At 59.6% G+C, this 17,735-nt stretch carries 15 protein-coding genes and 1 pseudogene; 9 read left to right on the top strand and 7 right to left on the bottom strand.

Translation table 11 applies throughout. The features are described from left to right. Positions 1-65: 65 nt before the first annotated feature. Positions 66-419, bottom strand: coding sequence for a YkgJ family cysteine cluster protein (locus tag RYB66_RS24210; protein WP_004655325.1), 354 nt, complete (start codon positions 417-419; stop codon positions 66-68). 105 nt (positions 420-524) lie between these two features. Here RYB66_RS24210 and RYB66_RS24205 point away from each other — a divergent pair, with 105 nt between their 5' ends. Further along, on the top strand, positions 525-1,841 hold the full coding sequence (locus tag RYB66_RS24205) for an NAD(P)/FAD-dependent oxidoreductase (protein WP_005744842.1): 1,317 nt from the start codon (positions 525-527) through the stop codon (positions 1,839-1,841). A gap of 5 nt (positions 1,842-1,846) precedes the next feature. On the opposite strand, the gene RYB66_RS24200 is transcribed toward RYB66_RS24205, so the two are convergent. Beyond that, positions 1,847-2,098 carry a DUF1127 domain-containing protein gene (locus RYB66_RS24200; protein WP_004655331.1) on the bottom strand — a complete coding sequence of 84 codons (252 nt, stop codon included), beginning with the start codon at positions 2,096-2,098 and terminating at the stop codon, positions 1,847-1,849. Positions 2,099-2,273: 175 nt separating this feature from the next. Between RYB66_RS24200 and RYB66_RS24195 the strand changes: the two genes are divergently transcribed. Beyond that, a complete protein-coding gene (locus tag RYB66_RS24195; protein ID WP_016982489.1) occupies positions 2,274-3,695 on the top strand; it encodes a PLP-dependent aminotransferase family protein in 1,422 nt (473 codons plus the stop codon). 72 nt (positions 3,696-3,767) lie between these two features. Next, positions 3,768-5,348: a phospholipase D family protein gene (locus RYB66_RS24190; RefSeq protein ID WP_316886662.1), complete on the top strand. Its 1,581-nt coding sequence runs from the start codon at positions 3,768-3,770 to the stop codon at positions 5,346-5,348. Here the strand turns inward: RYB66_RS24190 and RYB66_RS24185 are convergent. Both RYB66_RS24185 and RYB66_RS24180 read right to left on the bottom strand, forming a co-directional pair. Next, positions 5,345-6,492: pseudogene (locus tag RYB66_RS24185) on the bottom strand (MFS transporter). The gene RYB66_RS24190 and the pseudogene RYB66_RS24185 overlap by 4 nt on opposite strands. Positions 6,493-6,850: 358 nt before the next feature. Further along, the gene (locus RYB66_RS24180; RefSeq protein WP_005744845.1) at positions 6,851-8,344 is read right to left on the bottom strand and encodes an aldehyde dehydrogenase; all 1,494 of its coding nucleotides are present in this window, start codon (positions 8,342-8,344) and stop codon (positions 6,851-6,853) included. 239 nt (positions 8,345-8,583) lie between these two features. Here RYB66_RS24180 and RYB66_RS24175 point away from each other — a divergent pair, with 239 nt between their 5' ends. Further along, on the top strand, positions 8,584-8,952 hold the full coding sequence (locus RYB66_RS24175; protein ID WP_004666557.1) for a cupin domain-containing protein: 369 nt from the start codon (positions 8,584-8,586) through the stop codon (positions 8,950-8,952). An 81-nt stretch (positions 8,953-9,033) separates the two neighbouring features. Here the strand turns inward: RYB66_RS24175 and rpmG are convergent, their stop codons facing one another. After that, a complete protein-coding gene (gene rpmG, locus RYB66_RS24170; protein ID WP_002551515.1) occupies positions 9,034-9,189 on the bottom strand; it encodes a 50S ribosomal protein L33 in 156 nt (51 codons plus the stop codon). Positions 9,190-9,200: 11 nt separating this feature from the next. Then, complete coding sequence (gene rpmB / locus RYB66_RS24165) at positions 9,201-9,434, bottom strand: 50S ribosomal protein L28 (RefSeq protein WP_002551514.1); 234 nt, start codon at positions 9,432-9,434, stop codon at positions 9,201-9,203. Positions 9,435-9,798: 364 nt separating this feature from the next. On the opposite strand from rpmB, the gene RYB66_RS24160 reads away from it, so the two are divergent. Beyond that, a complete protein-coding gene (locus tag RYB66_RS24160) occupies positions 9,799-11,385 on the top strand; it encodes an ABC transporter substrate-binding protein (protein ID WP_005744847.1) in 1,587 nt (528 codons plus the stop codon). Between the two features lie 128 nt (positions 11,386-11,513). Here RYB66_RS24160 and radC read toward each other — a convergent pair whose 3' ends face one another. Continuing rightward, positions 11,514-12,188: a RadC family protein gene (gene radC / locus RYB66_RS24155; RefSeq protein WP_002551512.1), complete on the bottom strand. Its 675-nt coding sequence runs from the start codon at positions 12,186-12,188 to the stop codon at positions 11,514-11,516. Positions 12,189-12,323: 135 nt separating this feature from the next. On the opposite strand from radC, the gene coaBC reads away from it, so the two are divergent. Genes coaBC through argB form a run of 4 tightly spaced genes read left to right on the top strand, consistent with a single transcriptional unit; the run spans position 12,324 to position 17,565 of the window. After that, complete coding sequence (gene coaBC / locus RYB66_RS24150) at positions 12,324-13,532, top strand: bifunctional phosphopantothenoylcysteine decarboxylase/phosphopantothenate--cysteine ligase CoaBC (protein ID WP_005744848.1); 1,209 nt, start codon at positions 12,324-12,326, stop codon at positions 13,530-13,532. Positions 13,533-13,538: 6 nt separating this feature from the next. Next, a complete protein-coding gene (dut, locus tag RYB66_RS24145) occupies positions 13,539-13,994 on the top strand; it encodes a dUTP diphosphatase (protein ID WP_005731629.1) in 456 nt (151 codons plus the stop codon). A gap of 51 nt (positions 13,995-14,045) precedes the next feature. Then, positions 14,046-16,631, top strand: a complete 2,586-nt coding sequence (locus tag RYB66_RS24140; RefSeq protein ID WP_057404324.1) for a phosphomannomutase/phosphoglucomutase — start codon at positions 14,046-14,048, stop codon at positions 16,629-16,631. 28 nt (positions 16,632-16,659) lie between these two features. Next, positions 16,660-17,565: an acetylglutamate kinase gene (gene argB / locus RYB66_RS24135; protein WP_002551508.1), complete on the top strand. Its 906-nt coding sequence runs from the start codon at positions 16,660-16,662 to the stop codon at positions 17,563-17,565. Positions 17,566-17,735: the final 170 nt, after the last annotated feature.

The following is a 17,735-nucleotide window of genomic DNA, read 5'->3' as shown; positions in this document are numbered from 1 at the left end:
AAATGAGCATTCCGAGCCTGTTTTTAACGCAGCATCACCGAGCGCAGCCACTTTACGTACAGAGCCTAGACCAGCACTTGTCGGGTGGAAGCCATATATTCGTGTATCTGCTTCTCTACCCGCGGGTGAATCAGTTCGACCGGGCGACGGCCATTCGGGCATGGCAGGCTGTCGGTGGTGCCGAACAGACGGCAGATCAACGGGCGTTCGTCATACACGGTGCAGCCCTGTGGGCCAAGGTGCACGCAATTGAGCTCATCGAGCGCGGCGTCCTGTTCGGCGGCAGTCTTGCGCGGCAAGCGCGACATTTCTTCGGGCGACGTGGTAACCGGGCCGCAGCAGTCGTGGCAGCCAGGCACACACTCGAACGAGGGAATCTGGCGGCGCAGATCACTTATTTTCTGACGGTTGCAGCTCATTGAATCAACCATTCCTACACAATGCGCTGAGTTTGCCCCAGTTGGCAGGCTCATGACAGCGGCTTATCCTCCCCACACGCAAACCGCCACCGACAGGACCCGCTCATGAACGCCCGCGTTCAGCACCCGACTCTTCACGACGACCAGCATGTTGCCTCCTACTACGCCGCCAGCAGCCATCCGCAACCGGATCACCCTGCGCTGCAAGGCGAGGTGAAGGTTGATGTGTGCGTGGTGGGCGGCGGATTTTCCGGCCTCAACACTGCCATCGAGCTGGCCGAGCGCGGGCTGAGTGTCGCGTTGCTTGAGGCACGCAGGATTGGCTGGGGTGCCAGCGGACGCAATGGCGGCCAGCTGATTCGCGGGGTCGGCCACGGCGTCGAGCAGTTCGCCAATGTCATCGGCAGCGAAGGTGTGCGGCAGCTGAAGCTGCTGGGCATCGAGGCGGTCGATATCGTGCGTCAGCGCATCGAGCGGCACGCTATCGATTGCGACCTGAAATGGGGTTATTGCGACCTGGCCAACAAGCCGCGCGACCTGCACAGCCTTGCCGAAGATGCCGATGAACTGCGCAGCCTGGGTTACCGTCATGAGCTTAAGTTGCTGCAAGCCGATCAGATGCGCAGTGTCGTAGGCTCCGACCGTTACGTCGGCGGTTTGATCGACATGGGTTCCGGACATCTGCACCCGTTGAATCTGGCTTTGGGAGAAGCGGCCGTAGCGCAGTCACTGGGCGTTCGGCTGTTCGAACATTCTGCGGTGACGAGAATCGACTACGGCCCGCAGGTCAAAGTGCATACGGCTCAGGGGGCGGTGCTGGCGAAAACTCTGGTGCTGGGCTGCAATGCCTACCTCAACGATCTGAATCCGGAAATAAGCGGCAAGGTATTGCCCGCGGGCAGTTACATCATCGCGACCGAACCCTTGAGCGAGGCTCAGGCCCGGGAAGTGTTGCCGCAGGACATGGCGGTCTGTGATCAGCGCGTGACTGTAGATTACTACCGGCTGTCAGCGGATCGGCGTTTGCTGTTCGGGGGCGCCTGTCACTATTCGGGCCGCGACCCACGGGACATCGCCGCTTACATGCGGCCGAAGATGCTCGATGTGTTTGCGCAACTGGCTTCAGTGAAGATCGATTACCAGTGGGGTGGGATGATCGGCATCGGTGCCAATCGCCTGCCGCAAATTGGCCAGCTCAAGCAGCACCCCAACGTTTTTTATGCGCAGGCTTATTCGGGGCATGGTCTGAACGCGACACACCTTGCAGGTCGCTTGCTGGCCGAAGCCATCGCCGGGCAACACAGCGATGGCTTCGAGTTATTCGCCAAAGTGCCACACATGACCTTTCCGGGCGGTAAACACTTGCGCTCGCCGTTACTGGCATTGGGCATGCTCTGGCACCGGCTCAAAGAGCTGCGCTGAACGGCTCAGGGCCTCCAGAACGGTTTCATCGCTTCGACCCGCGCCTGCTGGAAATCCAGCCCGATGTCGCGCAACTGATCGTCCGTCAGCTCCAGCAAGGTGCGGCGAGAGGCCCAGCGGTGACGATACAGCGCCCAGCGACCCATGCCCGCCAACAGATCGGCCTTGTTTGAGCGGACCGTTCTGACCGCAGTTGGCCGATAGTCATTCAATTCCTGGCTGTGAAGCGCAAGGCGTACATCGCTGAACCCGTTCATTTCCGTTTCCCTCATCCTGGGTGGGTGTGGGTCTATGATGAAACGAACGGCCAAACCATTACAGATTCAAAAACAGGTTATATTTTCCATACAGATGAGGCAAAAACAGCACTGAATGCTATATTTTTGCCCAATCTGTATTGCTATACCATGCTCACCATCCTGAGAGTACGTCATGACGCTTTACGTCAACCTCGCCGAACTGCTCGGCTCGCGGATCGAAAACGGCTTCTACCGCCCTGGCGACCGCCTGCCATCGGTGCGTGCGTTAAGTGTCGAACATGGCGTCAGCCTGAGCACCGTGCAGCAAGCGTATCGGGTGCTGGAGGACAACGGCCTGGCAGCGCCGAAACCTAAATCCGGCTATTTCGTATCGGTCAGTCGAGCGGCACCTGCGTTGCCTGCTGTCGGGCGACCCGTCCAGCGGCCTGTGGATATCTCTCAATGGGATCAGGTGCTGGACCTGATTCGGGTGGCACCTCTCGAAGCGGTCACGCAACTGGGGCGCGGCATGCCCGATGTCACCAGCCCTACCCTGAAACCGTTGATGCGTGCGTTGAGTCAGTTGAGTCGCCACCAAGACATGCCGGGGCTGTATTACGACAACATCTACGGCGTGCGCAGGCTGCGTGAGCAAATCGCCCGACTGATGCTCGACTCGGGCTGCAACCTGACCGCCAATGACCTGATCGTCACCAATGGCTGCCATGAAGCGCTGTCAGCGAGCGTCCGTGCCATTTGCTCGCCGGGTGATATCGTTGCGGTGGACTCGCCCAGTTTCTTCGGCGCCATGCAGACGCTCAAGGGTGTGGGCATGAAGGCCCTCGAAATCCCCACCGACCCATTGACCGGCATTAGCCTCGAGGCGCTGGAACTGGCCCTTGAGCAATGGCCGATCAAGGTCATTCAGCTGACGCCCAATTGCAACAACCCGCTGGGTTACGTCATGCCCGAAGCCCGCAAACGTGCGTTGCTGACGCTGGCGCAACGTTTCGATGTGGCGATCATCGAGGACGATGTGTATGGCGATCTTGCTTACAACTACCCTCGCCCGCGCACCATCAAATCCTTCGATGAAGACGGTCGTGTCCTGCTGTGCAGCTCGTTTTCCAAGACCCTGGCACCCGGCCTGCGAATTGGCTGGGTAGCGCCGGGGCGGTATCTGGAGCAGGTGCTGCACATGAAATACATCGGCACTGGCTCGACTGCACCGCAGCCACAGTTGGCCATCGCCGACTTCATCGAAGGCGGCCATTACGAGCCGCATGTACGGCGCATGAGAACCCAATACCAGCGCAGTCGCGACCAGATGATCGACTGGGTGATGCGCTACTTTCCCGAAGGCACCCGCGCCAGCCGCCCGCAAGGCGGTTTCATGCTGTGGGTGGAACTGGCCGAAGGCTTCGACACGCTGCGCCTGAACCGCGCGCTGCTGGGCAAGGGTGTACAGATCGCGGTGGGCAGTATTTTTTCCGCCTCGGGCAAGTACCGTAACTGCATGCGCATGAACTTCGCGGCCAAACCGAGCCGCGAAATCGAGAACGCTGTGCGTATCGTGGGCGAGACAATTGCACTACTGAATGCGCAAACTGACTGACGCTGGCAAATCTTTCCCGGTTTTTCGGGTCATAACGCCAAGTCGAGCCATGTACAGACGCGGAAGATCAATTTGAATAACTCATGGGCCTTGCCCTTTTGCCTGCTGGTTGCACTGTGCGTCAGCGGTTGCGCACATCAGCAACTTGCCAGCGAGCCAAGCCAGGCCATGCCGCCCTCGAGTTCTGCTTTCGGCCGCTCTATTCAAGCCATGGCGATGCCCCACGACGGGCGTTCCGGCTTTCGCCTGCTGCCCGACAGCAGCGATGCATTCAAGGCGCGCGCCGAGCTGATCCGTAACGCCAAAAGCAGCCTCGACCTGCAGTATTACATCGTCCATGACGGCCTGAGCACGCGCGCCCTGATCGACGAACTGCTCAAAGCGGCAGACCGTGGCGTGCGGGTGCGCATCCTGCTGGACGACACCACCAGCGACGGGCTGGATCAGGCCATCGCCACCCTCGCCGCGCACCCGAACATTCAGATTCGCCTGTTCAACCCGCAAAATCTGGGGCGCGAGACCGGCGTCACGCGCAGCTTGGGGCGTTTGATGAACCTGTCGCGTCAGCACCGGCGCATGCACAACAAACTTTGGCTGGCCGACAGCAGTGTGGCCATCGTTGGCGGGCGCAATCTGGGCGATGAATACTTCGACGCCGAACCGAACCTGAACTTCACCGATATCGACATGCTAAGCGTGGGACCGGTCGCCGAACAGCTCGGCCAGAGCTTCGATCAATACTGGAACAGCACGCTCAGCAAGCCCATCGATGCGTTCATGTACTTCCTGCCCGACGGTGAGGATCTGGCCCAGGCCCGGCAGCGGCTGGACGATTCGCTGGAGCAGGCGCATCAGCAACACAAGGCTCTGTATGAGCGATTGATGGCCTACAAGACTCAGCCACGCATGAAGACCTGGCTCAACGAGCTGGTCTGGGCGCACAACCAGGCATTGTGGGACGCGCCGACCAAGGTACTGGCGCAGGGAGATCCGGATCCGCACCTGCTACTGACCACGCAACTGGCCCCCGAGCTGCTGAACACTCGCAAGGAACTGATGCTGATTTCGGCTTACTTTGTGCCGGGTCAGGAAGGTTTGCTGTACCTGACCGGCCGTGCCGATGCCGGCGTCAACGTCAGCCTGCTGACCAATTCACTGGAAGCCACCGACGTTCCTGCCGTGCATGGCGGCTACGCGCCTTACCGCAAGGCGCTGCTGGAGCATGGCGTGAAGCTGTTCGAACTGCGCCGCCAGCCTGGCGATACCGAAACCATGCGCGGCAGCGGCCCGCATTTGTTCAAGAAAAGCAGCTCGTTGGCCAGTTCGGAATCAAGCCTGCACAGCAAGGCGATGATCTTCGATCGGCAGAAAGTCTTTGTCGGCTCATTCAATTTCGACCCGCGTTCTGTGCTGTGGAACACCGAAGTCGGCGTGCTGGTCGACAGTCCGCAACTGGCCGAAGAGCTACGCGAACTGACGCTTCAGGGTATGGCTCCCTCGCTCACTTACCAGGCGAAGCTGGAGGATGGCAAAGTGGTGTGGGTGACCGAAGACAATGGCCAGATCCACACGCTGCATACCGAACCCGGTGACTGGTGGCGGCGTTTCAACGCGTGGATGAGCCGTGCCATCGGCCTGGAAAGAATGCTTTAGGCGGGCGCAGCCTGGGCAACCCCGAACGCTCCACGTCGCCTGATCAGAATCAGCAGGCCAAAGGCACCTGCCGCCATCAGCAACGGCAAGGCCTCACCGCTGACCCACTGACTGCCCGCGCCCGCTATCAGGGGCCCGATCAGACAACCGATGCCCCACAGTTGAGCGACATGCGCATTGGCGCGGACCAGTGAATCATCTCGGTAACGCTCGCCGATCAGGATCAGCGACAGGGTAAACAGCCCGCCGGCACTGGCACCGAACACTGTCCAGAGCGGCCAGATCAGAACGGTATCGATCAGTAACGGCACCAGCAGACTGGACGCCAGCAACAAAACGGCGCATCCGGTAAACATTGCGCGGCGCGAAACGCGATCAGCGAGCATGCCGATCGGCAGCTGCAGTAACGCGTCACCTATCACCACCACACTGACCATGATCAGGGCGATTTCCGGGGTGAACCCGTGGCGTATGCAGTAGAGCGGCAGTAGCGTGAGGATCAAGGCTTCGAATGCAGCGAACAGCGCCACTGCCCAGGCGATAGCGGGCATGCCGCGACAGAAGCCCGCCAGATCAGTGAAGGTCACGTTGCAGGATTCAGTCGATGGCGCACCCGTGCGACCCAGCAGCAGGAACGGGGAGCCGACCAGTAGCAGCACGCCAATCCAGAAGCCGTAGTCGGCCTGAGGCCGATAACGCCCAGTAACAGCGGGCCAGCCAGTTGGCTCAAGGCGTAAGTGCTGCCATACAGCGCTACCAGCCGTCCGCGCAGACGCTCGATCACCAGTTGGTTGATCCAGCTTTCACCCAGCACGAAGACGATGGTCAGAATCACCCCGAGCGCCAGGCGCAAGACCAGCCAGACTCCGTAATACGGCAGCAGCGCCAGTGCGCCGACCGAAACGGCGCCACCCCACAGGCACAGGCGCATCAGCTTGGCGGTACCGAAGCGCGCGGCGAGACGACTGGCCAGCGCCGCACCCACCAGCACACCCATCGCAGGCATCGCCGCCATGATGCCAATGGCAAACGAGCCGTAGCCCCAGCCTGCCAGACGCAATGAAACCAGCGGCATGCTGACGCCCATTGCCAGCCCGACGCCCAACACGGACGCCAGCACGGCAAAATAAGTACCCCAACGCATTATCAAGCTCCTGCTGCCCTAACGGCGCAATCAAGACCGGACGCAGAGCGTCCAGAACGGCATGCGACGCGGAGCGTCGCACGATAGTTGAGGTTATCGCTCCTCACGCTCCAGCGTGGGAATGCCGTGCGTGACGCTCCGCGTCACAAATCTGCGCCACGCCGCAGACGCAAGCCAGGACGCGGAGCGTCGCACGATAGTTAAGGTTATCGTTCCTCACGCTCCAGCGTAGGAATGCCGTGCGTGACGCTCTGCGTCACAAATCTGCGCCACGCCGCAGACGCAAGACCGGACGCGGAGCGTCCAGAACGGCGTACCGACGCTGGAGCGTCGGCACGATAGGTGTCACGCTCCTGACTTACAGCTTGATCCAGGTGGATTTCAGCTCGGTGTATTTGTCGAAGGCATGCAGCGATTTATCACGACCGTTGCCTGACTGCTTGAAGCCACCGAACGGGGCAGTCATATCGCCGCCGTCGTACTGATTGACCCATACGCTGCCCGCGCGCAGTGCCTTGGCGGTCAGGTGCGCTCTTGAGATATTGGCGGTCCACACGGCAGCAGCCAGGCCATAAGGCGTGTCGTTGGCTATCTGTATCGCTTCTTCGTCGCTGTCGAACGTCAGCACTGAAAGTACAGGGCCGAAGATCTCCTCTTGGGCGATCTTCATGGCGTTGTTCACGCCGTCGAAAATGGTCGGTTCGACGTACGTGCCGCCGGTTTCCTGCAGAATGCGCTTGCCGCCCGCAACCAGTCTGGCACCCTCGGCGTGACCGGCTTCGATGTAAGACAGCACTGTGTTCATCTGCTGGGTGTCGACCAGCGCGCCCACATTGGTCGCAGGGTCCAGCGGATTGCCGGGCTTCCAGGTGGCCAATGCCTCAAGCACCATCGGCAGGAAGCGTTCCTTGATAGAGCGCTCGACCAGCAGCCGAGAACCGGCAGTGCAGACTTCGCCTTGATTGAAGGCAATTGCGCTGGCGGCTGCGTCGGCGGCGGCCTGCAAATCCGGCGCGTCGGCAAAGACGATATTCGGGCTTTTGCCACCGGCTTCCAGCCAGACGCGTTTCATGTTCGACTCGCCTGCGTAAATCATCAGTTGTTTGGCGATTTTGCTCGAACCGGTAAACACCACGGTATCCACGTCCATATGCAGCGCCAGCGCCTTGCCGACGGTATGACCGTAACCCGGCAATACGTTGAGCACGCCCGCAGGAATGCCTGCCTCGATGGCCAGCTGCGCAATACGAATGGCGGTCAGCGGAGACTTCTCCGACGGCTTCAGGATCACGGAATTGCCGGTGGACAGTGCAGGACCAAGCTTCCAGCAAGCCATCATCAACGGGAAGTTCCACGGCACGATGGCCGCGACGACGCCGACCGGCTCTCGGGTAACCAGGCCCAATTGGTCATGAGGCGTTGCGGCGACCTCGTCATACAGCTTGTCGATGGCTTCGCCGCTCCAGCTCAGGGCTCTGGCAGCACCGGGGATGTCGACACCGAACGAGTCGCCAATCGGTTTGCCCATGTCCAGAGTCTCAAGCAGGGCCAGCTCTTCGGCATTTTGCTTGAGCAGCCCGGCGAAACGGATCATGGTTTCCTTGCGTTTGGCCGGAGCCAGTCGCGACCAGGCACCTGAGTTGAAGGCGCTACGCGCACTGTCGACAGCGCGTTGCGCGTCAGCGGTGTCGCAACTGGCGACCTTGGCAAGCATCCGGCCATCGACCGGGCTGATGCAATCAAACGTCTCGCCGGAGGAGGCTGCGGTGTATTCACCTTGAATGAAGGCACGGCCTTCAATCTTCAAATGCTGGGCGCGTTGCTCCCAGTCAGCACGAGTCAGGGTGGTCATTTGCATGTCCTCCTCTTGTTGAATGTGGGTGTGTCATGATTGATTAAAGACACAATCTGAAATTTTTCAGGAAGGCCGTTACCCTAAACCAGCGGCCCGACAAAACCAATATATTTGACATAAATAGCCGCCAAGGCGCTTTTATGTTGATTTTATTAAACAGCTCCGCACGCGCGCCGAGGCACTAACGCACAGCACGCACGTCAAACCCTCAACGCATTCAGGACAAGGGGCCCATCATGAGCATCGAAAGCATCGTCGACTTCAGTGAAGCCAGCACCGCCGCCGAGCACTATCGCCCTGCACCGGAAAAAGTCTTTAAGGGCGATCCGGCACAAACCCTCTACAACCACTACAACAGCCCCTGCGGACAGATGAGCGCGGGGGTCTGGAATGGCGAGCCCGGGCAGTGGCAGGTGAATTACTCGGAGCATGAGTATTGCGAGATTGTGCAGGGTGTTTCAGTCCTGCGCGACGAGCAGGGCAACGCGAAAACCCTGCGCGCAGGCGACCGTTTCGTGATTCCAGCCGGCTTCAAGGGCACTTGGGAGGTGCTGGAAACATGCCGCAAGATTTATGTGGTGTTTGAAGCCGCTGCGGATAAATAAGTACTGCTCTTGCAGCTATGCCAGGAGCGCAGACACAAAAAAACCCGCCGAGGCGGGTTTTTTTGTAGCCGACAGAATCAATTACTTGATTTTGCCTTCTTTGTAGATCACGTGCTTGCGTACAACCGGATCGAATTTTTTGATTTCGATTTTATCCGGGGTAGTACGTTTGTTCTTGTCGGTGGTGTAGAAATGGCCTGTACCAGCGCTCGACACCAAACGGATCAATTCACGCATGATTCTCTCCCTTAAATTTTGCCGTCGCGACGCAGTTCAGCGAGCACAACTTCAATGCCACGCTTGTCGATGATACGCATGCCTTTAGCAGATACGCGCAGACGAACAAAACGCTTCTCGCCTTCAACCCAGAAGCGGTGATGCTGCAGGTTTGGCAGGAAACGACGACGGGTTTTGTTGTTTGCGTGGGAAATGTTATTCCCAGTCACCGGACCCTTACCGGTAACTTGACATACTCTCGACATGCCTCAGCCCTCTAAAACCACATGCCCAACCCGGCATGGGTTGGCCGCTTAATCTCTCAGTCATTTGGCGCCAGGCGCCGCGTTTCTTTAAGGGTCTTACCGGCTACACCTACAGTGAAGGAACCGGGCCCCTAGAAAAGAGCGCTGCTTTATACCAGAAACCCTTGGACGCAACAACAGGCAAAGCACTTTGACCCGAATGAATCCGCTCTGCGCGGCGGTATGCTCAAGCAATGCGGGGGCACAGGCAAATCGACCGCTCGTCGCACCGTGACGATTGTTCTACGCCAGTAGATGGTCTAGGGTTAGTCCCTCACCAGACTGCGCCGGCAGATGGGGCCCTTTCTGAACAGGAAATAACGCCATGCGCCTAGCTGCACTCCCTTTTTTGCTTGTTCCGTTGCTGCTTCCGATTGCCGCCCAGGCATCGAGCCTTGTGGTTTGTACCGAAGCCAGTCCCGAAGGCTTCGACGTTGTGCAGTACAACTCACTGACCACCACCAACGCATCGGCCGACGTGCTGATGAACCGTCTGGTGGACTTCGATGCCCAGAGCGGCAAGCTGGTACCGAGCCTGGCAGAAAGCTGGACCGTATCCAAAGACGGCCTGACTTACGACTTCAAGCTGCGCTCCGGAGTGAAATTTCATACCACAGACTATTTCAAGCCGAGCCGCGAGCTGAGCGCCGATGACGTGCTGTTCAGCTTCCAGCGCATGCTCGACCCGCAGAACCCGTGGCACAAGATTGCCCAGAGCGGCTTCCCGCATGCGCAATCCATGCAGTTGCCCGCGCTGATCAAGAGCATCGAAGCGCCTGACGCGCACTCCGTCCGCTTTACACTCAATCGGGCGGACTCGACCTTCCTGGCCACGCTGAGCATGGGTTTTGCGTCGATCTACTCGGCCGAATATACCGCGCAACTCCTGAAAGCCGGCACACCGGAAAAACTCAACAGCCAGCCGATCGGCACCGGGCCGTTCGTGTTCAAGCGCTTCCAGAAAGATGCAGTGGTGCGTTATGAGGCGTTCAAGGATTACTTCGCCGGCAAGTCTGATGTCGACACCTTGGTGTATGCCATCACAGCGGACGCCAATGTGCGCCTGCAGAAAGTCCGTCAGAACGAGTGCCAGATAGCGCTTTCGCCAAAGCCTCTGGATATTCAGGCGGCCAGCGAGGATAACTCGCTCAAGGTCGAGAAGACTGAAGCATTCATGACCGCGTTTGTCGCGATCAACAGTCAGCACCCGCCATTCGACAAGCCTGAAGTTCGTCAGGCCATCAACCTGGCGTTCGACAAGGCCAATTACCTGAAGGCCGTGTTCGAAGGCACCGCTGAAAAAGCCAATGGTCCTTACCCGCCCAATACCTGGAGTTACGCCAAGGACCTGCCTGGCTATCAGCACGATGTTGCCAAGGCCAAGGCGTTGCTGGCCAAGGCCGGTGTAAAGGAAGGCTTCAAGACCACTATCTGGACGCGACCTTCCGGGAGCCTGCTGAACCCGAACCCGAGCCTGGGCGCTCAATTGTTGCAGGCTGACTTGAAGCAGGTCGGCATTGATGCCGAGATCAAGATTATTGAGTGGGGCGAACTGATTCGCCGCGCCAAGGCTGGCGAGCATGACCTGCTGTTCATGGGCTGGGCAGGCGACAATGGCGACCCGGATAACTTCCTGACCCCGCAGTTCTCGTGTGCAGCCGTGCAGTCGGGCACCAATTTCGCCCGTTATTGCGACAAGACACTGAACAAGCTGATCGCAGACGGTAAATCAGTCAGTGACCAGGCCGAACGCAGCAAGCTGTACCATCAGGCGCAGCAGCAGATCCAACAGCAGGCACTGTGGATACCCCTCGCCCACCCGACCGCAGCAGCCCTGGTACGCAAGGACGTCACGGGTTATCAGGTCAGCCCGTTTGGCAGGCAGGATTTCTACAAGGTGCAGGTCAAGTAAATCGCCAGACCTAGGCCTGTCTGCGTAACTGGCGTGCCAATGCCCTGCATTGGCACGCCCCACCTCAAGACCGGACGCAGAGCGCGGGAACGATAACCCGAGTCTCGGCCTACCGCTCTGCGTGAGCGCTACATCAACCCGCGCTCAACCATCGACAGTGGCTCGCCGTCACCCACGATCACGTGGTCCAGCACATGAACATCCACCAGCATAAGTGCTTCCTTGAGGCGCTTGGTCAGGTCAATGTCGGAACGGCTGGGCGTGGTGATGCCGGAAGGATGGTTGTGGCAGAGGATCAGGCTGGCGGCGTTGTGAGCCATCGCTCGCTTCACCACCTGGCGCGGATGCACATAGGAGGCGTTGATCGTCCCGCGAAACAGTATCTCGAAGGTCATGACCCGGTGTTTGTTGTCCAGAAACAGGCAGGCGAATACTTCATGCTGTTCATGTCTGAGCTGAGCCTTCAGGTAGTTGCGCACCTGAGTGGGGTTTTCCAGCGCTGAGTCACGGCGCAAGGACTCGGCCATGTGCCGGCGCGCCATCTCCATGACAGCCTGCAACTGAGCAAATTTGGCAGGCCCCAGCCCGAGTTGGGAGGTAAACGTGGACAGGTCAGCATCCAGTAACGATCTGAGCCCGTCGAATTGATTCAGAAGATGACGGGCAAGGTCTACGGCGCTTTTTCCGGCCACCCCGGTGCGTAAAAAGATAGCCAGCAACTCGGCGTCGGAAAGGCTCCCCGCCCCCAACTCCAACAAGCGTTCCCGCGGGCGTTCGGCCGCGGGCCAACTGCGAATACTCATAGCACCTCCATGTGATTGGGCACCGCTGTTGCGGTGCAGTCGCTGTGCTATCTTAGCCCATCTTTTTTGCGCGACGGCCTGGCCTGGGGAGGCGTCATGGGCGTCGCGTATTCACTCGACCAAAAAGGCAGGTCTATGCAGCGGCTGTATCGAAAACGCATCGTTCTTGGCGTCGGCGGCGGCATCGCGGCCTACAAGAGCGCCGAGCTGGTCCGCCGCCTGCGCGATCAGGGCGCTGAAGTGCGTGTCGTCATGACCAAAGGCGGAGCAGAGTTCATTACGCCGCTGACCATGCAGGCCCTGTCCGGGCACCCTGTGCACCTGGACCTTCTCGACCCGGCCGCAGAGGCCGCGATGGGCCATATCGAACTGGCCAAATGGGCCGACCTGATCCTGATCGCTCCGGCCACCGCCGACCTGATCGCGCGCCTGGCGCAAGGTATCGCCAACGACTTGCTGACCACCATCGTGCTGGCAACCGATGCCACCGTCGCCATCGCACCGGCGATGAATCAGGCAATGTGGCGTGACGCCTCAGTGCAAGCCAATACCCGGCAGCTTGAAGAGCGTGACTTTCGTGTGTTTGGGCCAGCGTCCGGCAGTCAGGCCTGCGGTGATGTCGGCTTCGGGCGCATGCTGGAGGCCGACGATCTGGCCCAGTGCGCAGCGGACTGTTTCCAGCGCCTGAGCCTGACCGGCAAGCATGTGCTGATCACCGCTGGCCCGACCCAGGAAAACATCGATCCGGTGCGCTACATCACCAACCACAGCTCCGGAAAAATGGGCTTTGCCCTGGCCGAAGCGGCTGTGGAAGCCGGTGCGCGCGTCACGCTGATCACCGGGCCAGTCAATCTGACGACGCCGGATCGCGTCTCGCGCATCAATGTGGTCAGTGCCCGCGACATGCTGGCGGCGTGCGAGGCTGCCATCCCCTGTGACCTGTTCATCGCCTCGGCAGCGGTGGCTGACTACCGTCCGGAAGTTGTCGCCCCGCACAAATTGAAGAAAGATCCTTCAAACGGTGACGGCTTGCTGCTGCAGATGGTCCGCAATCCGGATATTCTGGCGACCATCGCAACCCGCCCGGATCGCCCTTTCAGCGTCGGTTTCGCCGCCGAGACCGAACACCTGCTCGACTATGCTGCCCGCAAGCTCAAGGACAAGAACCTGGACCTGATTGTCGCCAACGATGTCGCCAACCCCAGCATCGGCTTCAACAGTGAAGAGAACGCTTGCAGCGTGATTGACCGGGCGTTGCACGCAACGCTTTTTGCCCAGACCAGCAAGGCCAAGATTGCCCGCCAGCTGATCACTTTTATCGCCGACCGCATGAATCAGGTTTAACTACGAATGCACGCTCTACAAGCCAAGATCCTCGACCCTCGCATTGGCAACGAATTTCCACTCCCGGCCTACGCCACTGTTGGCTCGGCAGGCCTGGACCTGCGTGCCATGCTCAAGGAGGATACCGTCCTCGAGCCCGGCCAGACCCTGCTGATCCCTACCGGCCTGTCGATTTACATCGGCGATCCGGGCCTTGCCGCGTTGATCCTGCCACGCTCCGGCCTGGGTCACAAACATGGCATCGTGCTGGGTAACCTGGTGGGCCTGATCGACTCCGATTATCAGGGAGAATTGATGGTGTCGTGCTGGAACCGTGGCCAGACTGCATTCAACATCGCGGTGGGCGAGCGTATTGCGCAACTGGTGTTGGTGCCTGTGGTGCAGGCGCACTTCGAGCTGGTTGAAGCATTCGACGAAAGTCAGCGTGGCGCAGGCGGCTTCGGCCACTCCGGCAGCCATTAATCGTCATTCGGCAAATAATCCGGGTTCGGAAAAAGGCTCAGGGAGAGGTCGGTGAAAGGCAGTCAGCACAGCGCTCCAAAACACGCTATTGCGGCCGATAACTCTCCCCCTGCAGCGAGCCTGAAAGGGCTTGCTCCAGGCCTTGTGCCTGCGACAATCGGCCTGATAATCGCCGCGGCGCTGGTCTGGGTTGCGCTGATATCCAGCCCCCAGCAGCAGGATCAGCTTGTTCAGGCATGGGGCGGCAGTCAGGCGGCAGCCATTGGTCTGGCGCTGCGGCAGATCAATGCCGACACTCGATCGGCCGCCTCCGGCGCAACACTTGTACAGACGCTTCAGAGCAATGATGCCTCCGCATTGCTGGCAGCACAGGATCGCTTCACTCGCTGGGACGGCCTGACAGGCGCGCGGCTTTACCCCAAAGGCCTGGCTGACGTCGATACGCAGGGCGCGTTGCCGGTAAGTTTTGCCACGCTGGATATGCTCAACAAGGCTGCACAAGGCGAGGTCGTCGCCCCGGAGGCTCGCAAGGTGGGCGAGCGCTGGTTGATCTACAGTGCTGCGCCGGTACGTGCCGCGCCAACTCAGCCGGTGGTGGGCACATTGCTGCTGGCCTTTGACCTGCAGCGCTTGCTCAATGCCTTGCCGGCACTGCCTGCCGAGGCCGGGCAAGTGGTGCTCAGCCAGCAGTTTGGCAACGGACCTGCGCAGGTTTTCCTGCAGCGCGGTCAGGCCGACGGCGGCAAACCGCAGGTGTTCGATACCGGCTATTCAGGCTGGAAACTCGAATTCACGCCCGGCCCCGGCCTGAAAACTTCGCCTTCCGTCGTACTTTTGCTGCTGGCGCTGGTTATCGCTGCAGCGGGCGTGCTGCTTGGCTTGCATCGCAGCGAGAGAGCTCTGCAACGGCGTATTTGCGCCGACGCACGACAACTGGATCAGTTGCTCCAAGAACTCTCACGCGGAAAAGCCGTCAAACCCTTCGGTTTGAGCCTCCCGGCCCTGAGTGGTCTGGCCCAGGCCCTTGCTCGTGTCTCGCTTCGCAGTCAACCCCAGGCAGTGCCTGCGTTGGTTGCAGGTGAGCAGCGCGATGCAGATATTGTCAAAGGCAGTGCTCCGTCCACAGTGGCTGCATCACGCACCGACTGGACCGGTCCACTGTTTCAAGATACCGATATCCTTGATATCGACCTTCTCGATGAAAACCAGGACTTCCTGAGATCGGAGCATCCCCTCGCTATGAACAGCCCAGCATCCGTGGCACCCAACCTTCCCGAGACTATTTTCCGCGCCTATGACATCCGTGGCGTGGTCGGGGACACCCTCAACGCTGAAACGGCTTACTGGATCGGCCGCGCCATCGGCTCCGAAAGCCTGGCGCAGAACGAACCCAACGTCAGCGTCGGTCGCGATGGTCGCCTTTCCGGTCCGGAACTGGTGCAGCAACTGATTCAAGGCCTGCACGACAGCGGCTGCCATGTCAGCGATGTGGGCCTGGTGCCGACGCCTGCACTGTATTACGCCGCCAACGTGCTGGCAGGCAAGACCGGTGTGATGCTGACCGGCAGCCACAACCCCAAGGACTACAACGGTTTCAAGATCGTCATCGCGGGCGACACTCTCGCCAACGAGCAGATCCAGGCGCTGCACGAGCGTATCAAGACCAACAACCTGACTTCGCAGAAAGGCAGCATCACTAAAGTCGACATCCTCGATCGCTACTTCAAGCAGATCAAGGACGACATCGTCATGGCCCGCAAGCTGAAGGTCGTGGTCGACTGCGGCAACGGCGCGGCAGGCGTGATCGCGCCGCAGCTGATCGAAGCGCTGGGTTGTGAAGTGATCTCGCTGTTCGCGGAAGTGGACGGCAACTTCCCCAACCACCACCCGGACCCGGGCAAGCTGGAAAACCTGCAGGATCTGATCGCCAAGGTCAAGGAAACCGGTGCCGATCTGGGCCTGGCATTCGACGGTGACGGCGACCGTGTCGGTGTCGTGACCAACAAGGGTAATGTGGTTTACCCGGATCGCCTGTTGATGCTGTTCGCGCTGGACGTGCTCAAGCGCAACCCGGGTGCCGACATCATTTTCGACGTCAAATGCACACGTCGCCTGACTCCGCTGATCAGCGAACATGGCGGTCGTCCGGTGATGTGGAAAACCGGCCACTCGCTGATCAAGAAAGAAATGAAAAAGAGCGGAGCGCTGCTCGCAGGTGAAATGAGCGGCCACATCTTCTTCAAGGAGCGCTGGTTCGGTTTTGACGACGGCATCTACAGTGCGGCACGTCTGCTGGAGATCCTCAGCCAGGAGTCAGCCAATGCCGAAGACCTGTTCGAAACCTTCCCGAACGATATTTCGACGCCTGAAATCAACATCAAGGTGACGGATGTCACCAAGTTCAGCATCATCAAGGCCCTTGAAACCGACGCGCAGTGGGGCGACGCCAAACTGACCACCATCGACGGTGTCCGCGTGGACTATCCGAAGGGTTGGGGTCTGGTTCGTGCGTCCAATACCACGCCGGTACTGGTGCTGCGTTTCGAGGCCGAAACCGAGGCTGAGTTGCAGCGCATCAAGGACGTGTTCCACGCTGAGCTGAAAAAAGTTGCACCGGATCTCGACCTGCCATTTTGATTGTTTTTCCTTTTGACTGGAGCCCTGAATGACCCTCGAACGTGATGCCGCCTCTAATGTAGCCAAGGTCCTTTCCGAAGCGCTGCCTTACATTCGCCGCTTTGTCGGCAAGACGCTGGTTATCAAGTACGGCGGCAACGCCATGGAGAGCGAAGAGCTGAAAACCGGCTTTGCGCGCGACATCGTGTTGATGAAGGCGGTGGGCATCAACCCGGTGGTGGTTCACGGCGGCGGGCCGCAGATCGGTGATCTGCTCAAGCGCCTGTCCATCGAGAGCCACTTCATCGATGGCATGCGCGTGACCGATGCGCAGACTATGGATGTGGTGGAGATGGTCCTGGGTGGCCAGGTCAACAAGGACATCGTCAACCTGATCAACCGTCACGGCGGCAGCGCGATCGGCCTGACCGGCAAGGACGCTGAGCTGATTCGTGCGAAGAAACTCACCGTCACGCGCCAGACGCCGGAAATGACCAAGCCTGAAATCATCGACATCGGTCAGGTCGGTGAAGTGGTCGGGGTCAACACCGGGCTGCTCAACATGCTGGTCAAAGGGGATTTCATTCCGGTCATCGCGCCTATCGGCGTGGGTCCTGATGGCGAGTCCTATAACATCAACGCCGATCTGGTAGCGGGCAAGGTTGCCGAGGCCCTCAAGGCCGAGAAGCTGATCCTGCTGACCAACATCGCCGGCCTGATGAACAAGCAGGGCGAAGTCCTGACTGGGCTGACCACCGAGCAGGTCGATGGCCTGATCGCCGACGGCACGATCTACGGCGGCATGCTGCCGAAGATCCGTTGCGCGCTGGAAGCGGTTCAGGGTGGGGTCAATAGCTCGCACATCATCGATGGACGAGTGCCCAATGCGGTCCTGCTGGAAATCTTCACCGACAGCGGTGTAGGTACTCAGATCACCAACCGCAAGCGGCACTGATTCAGGCGTAACACCCAAAGGCCCCGTGAGCTGACGCTGACGGGGCCTTTTTGTTGGCTGATGATGATCGCTGATTATCGTTCCCACGCTGGAGCGTGAAGAACGATAGGTGTCTGGCTTCGACCCCTTTCGCGAACAAGTTCGCTCCTACGGCCTTCGGCCAGAATCAA

It is taken from the genome of Pseudomonas syringae group sp. 243L2 (assembly GCF_032587875.1).
Lineage (GTDB): Bacteria > Pseudomonadota > Gammaproteobacteria > Pseudomonadales > Pseudomonadaceae > Aquipseudomonas > Aquipseudomonas amygdali.
This window is presented reverse-complemented; position numbering and strand designations above follow the sequence as displayed.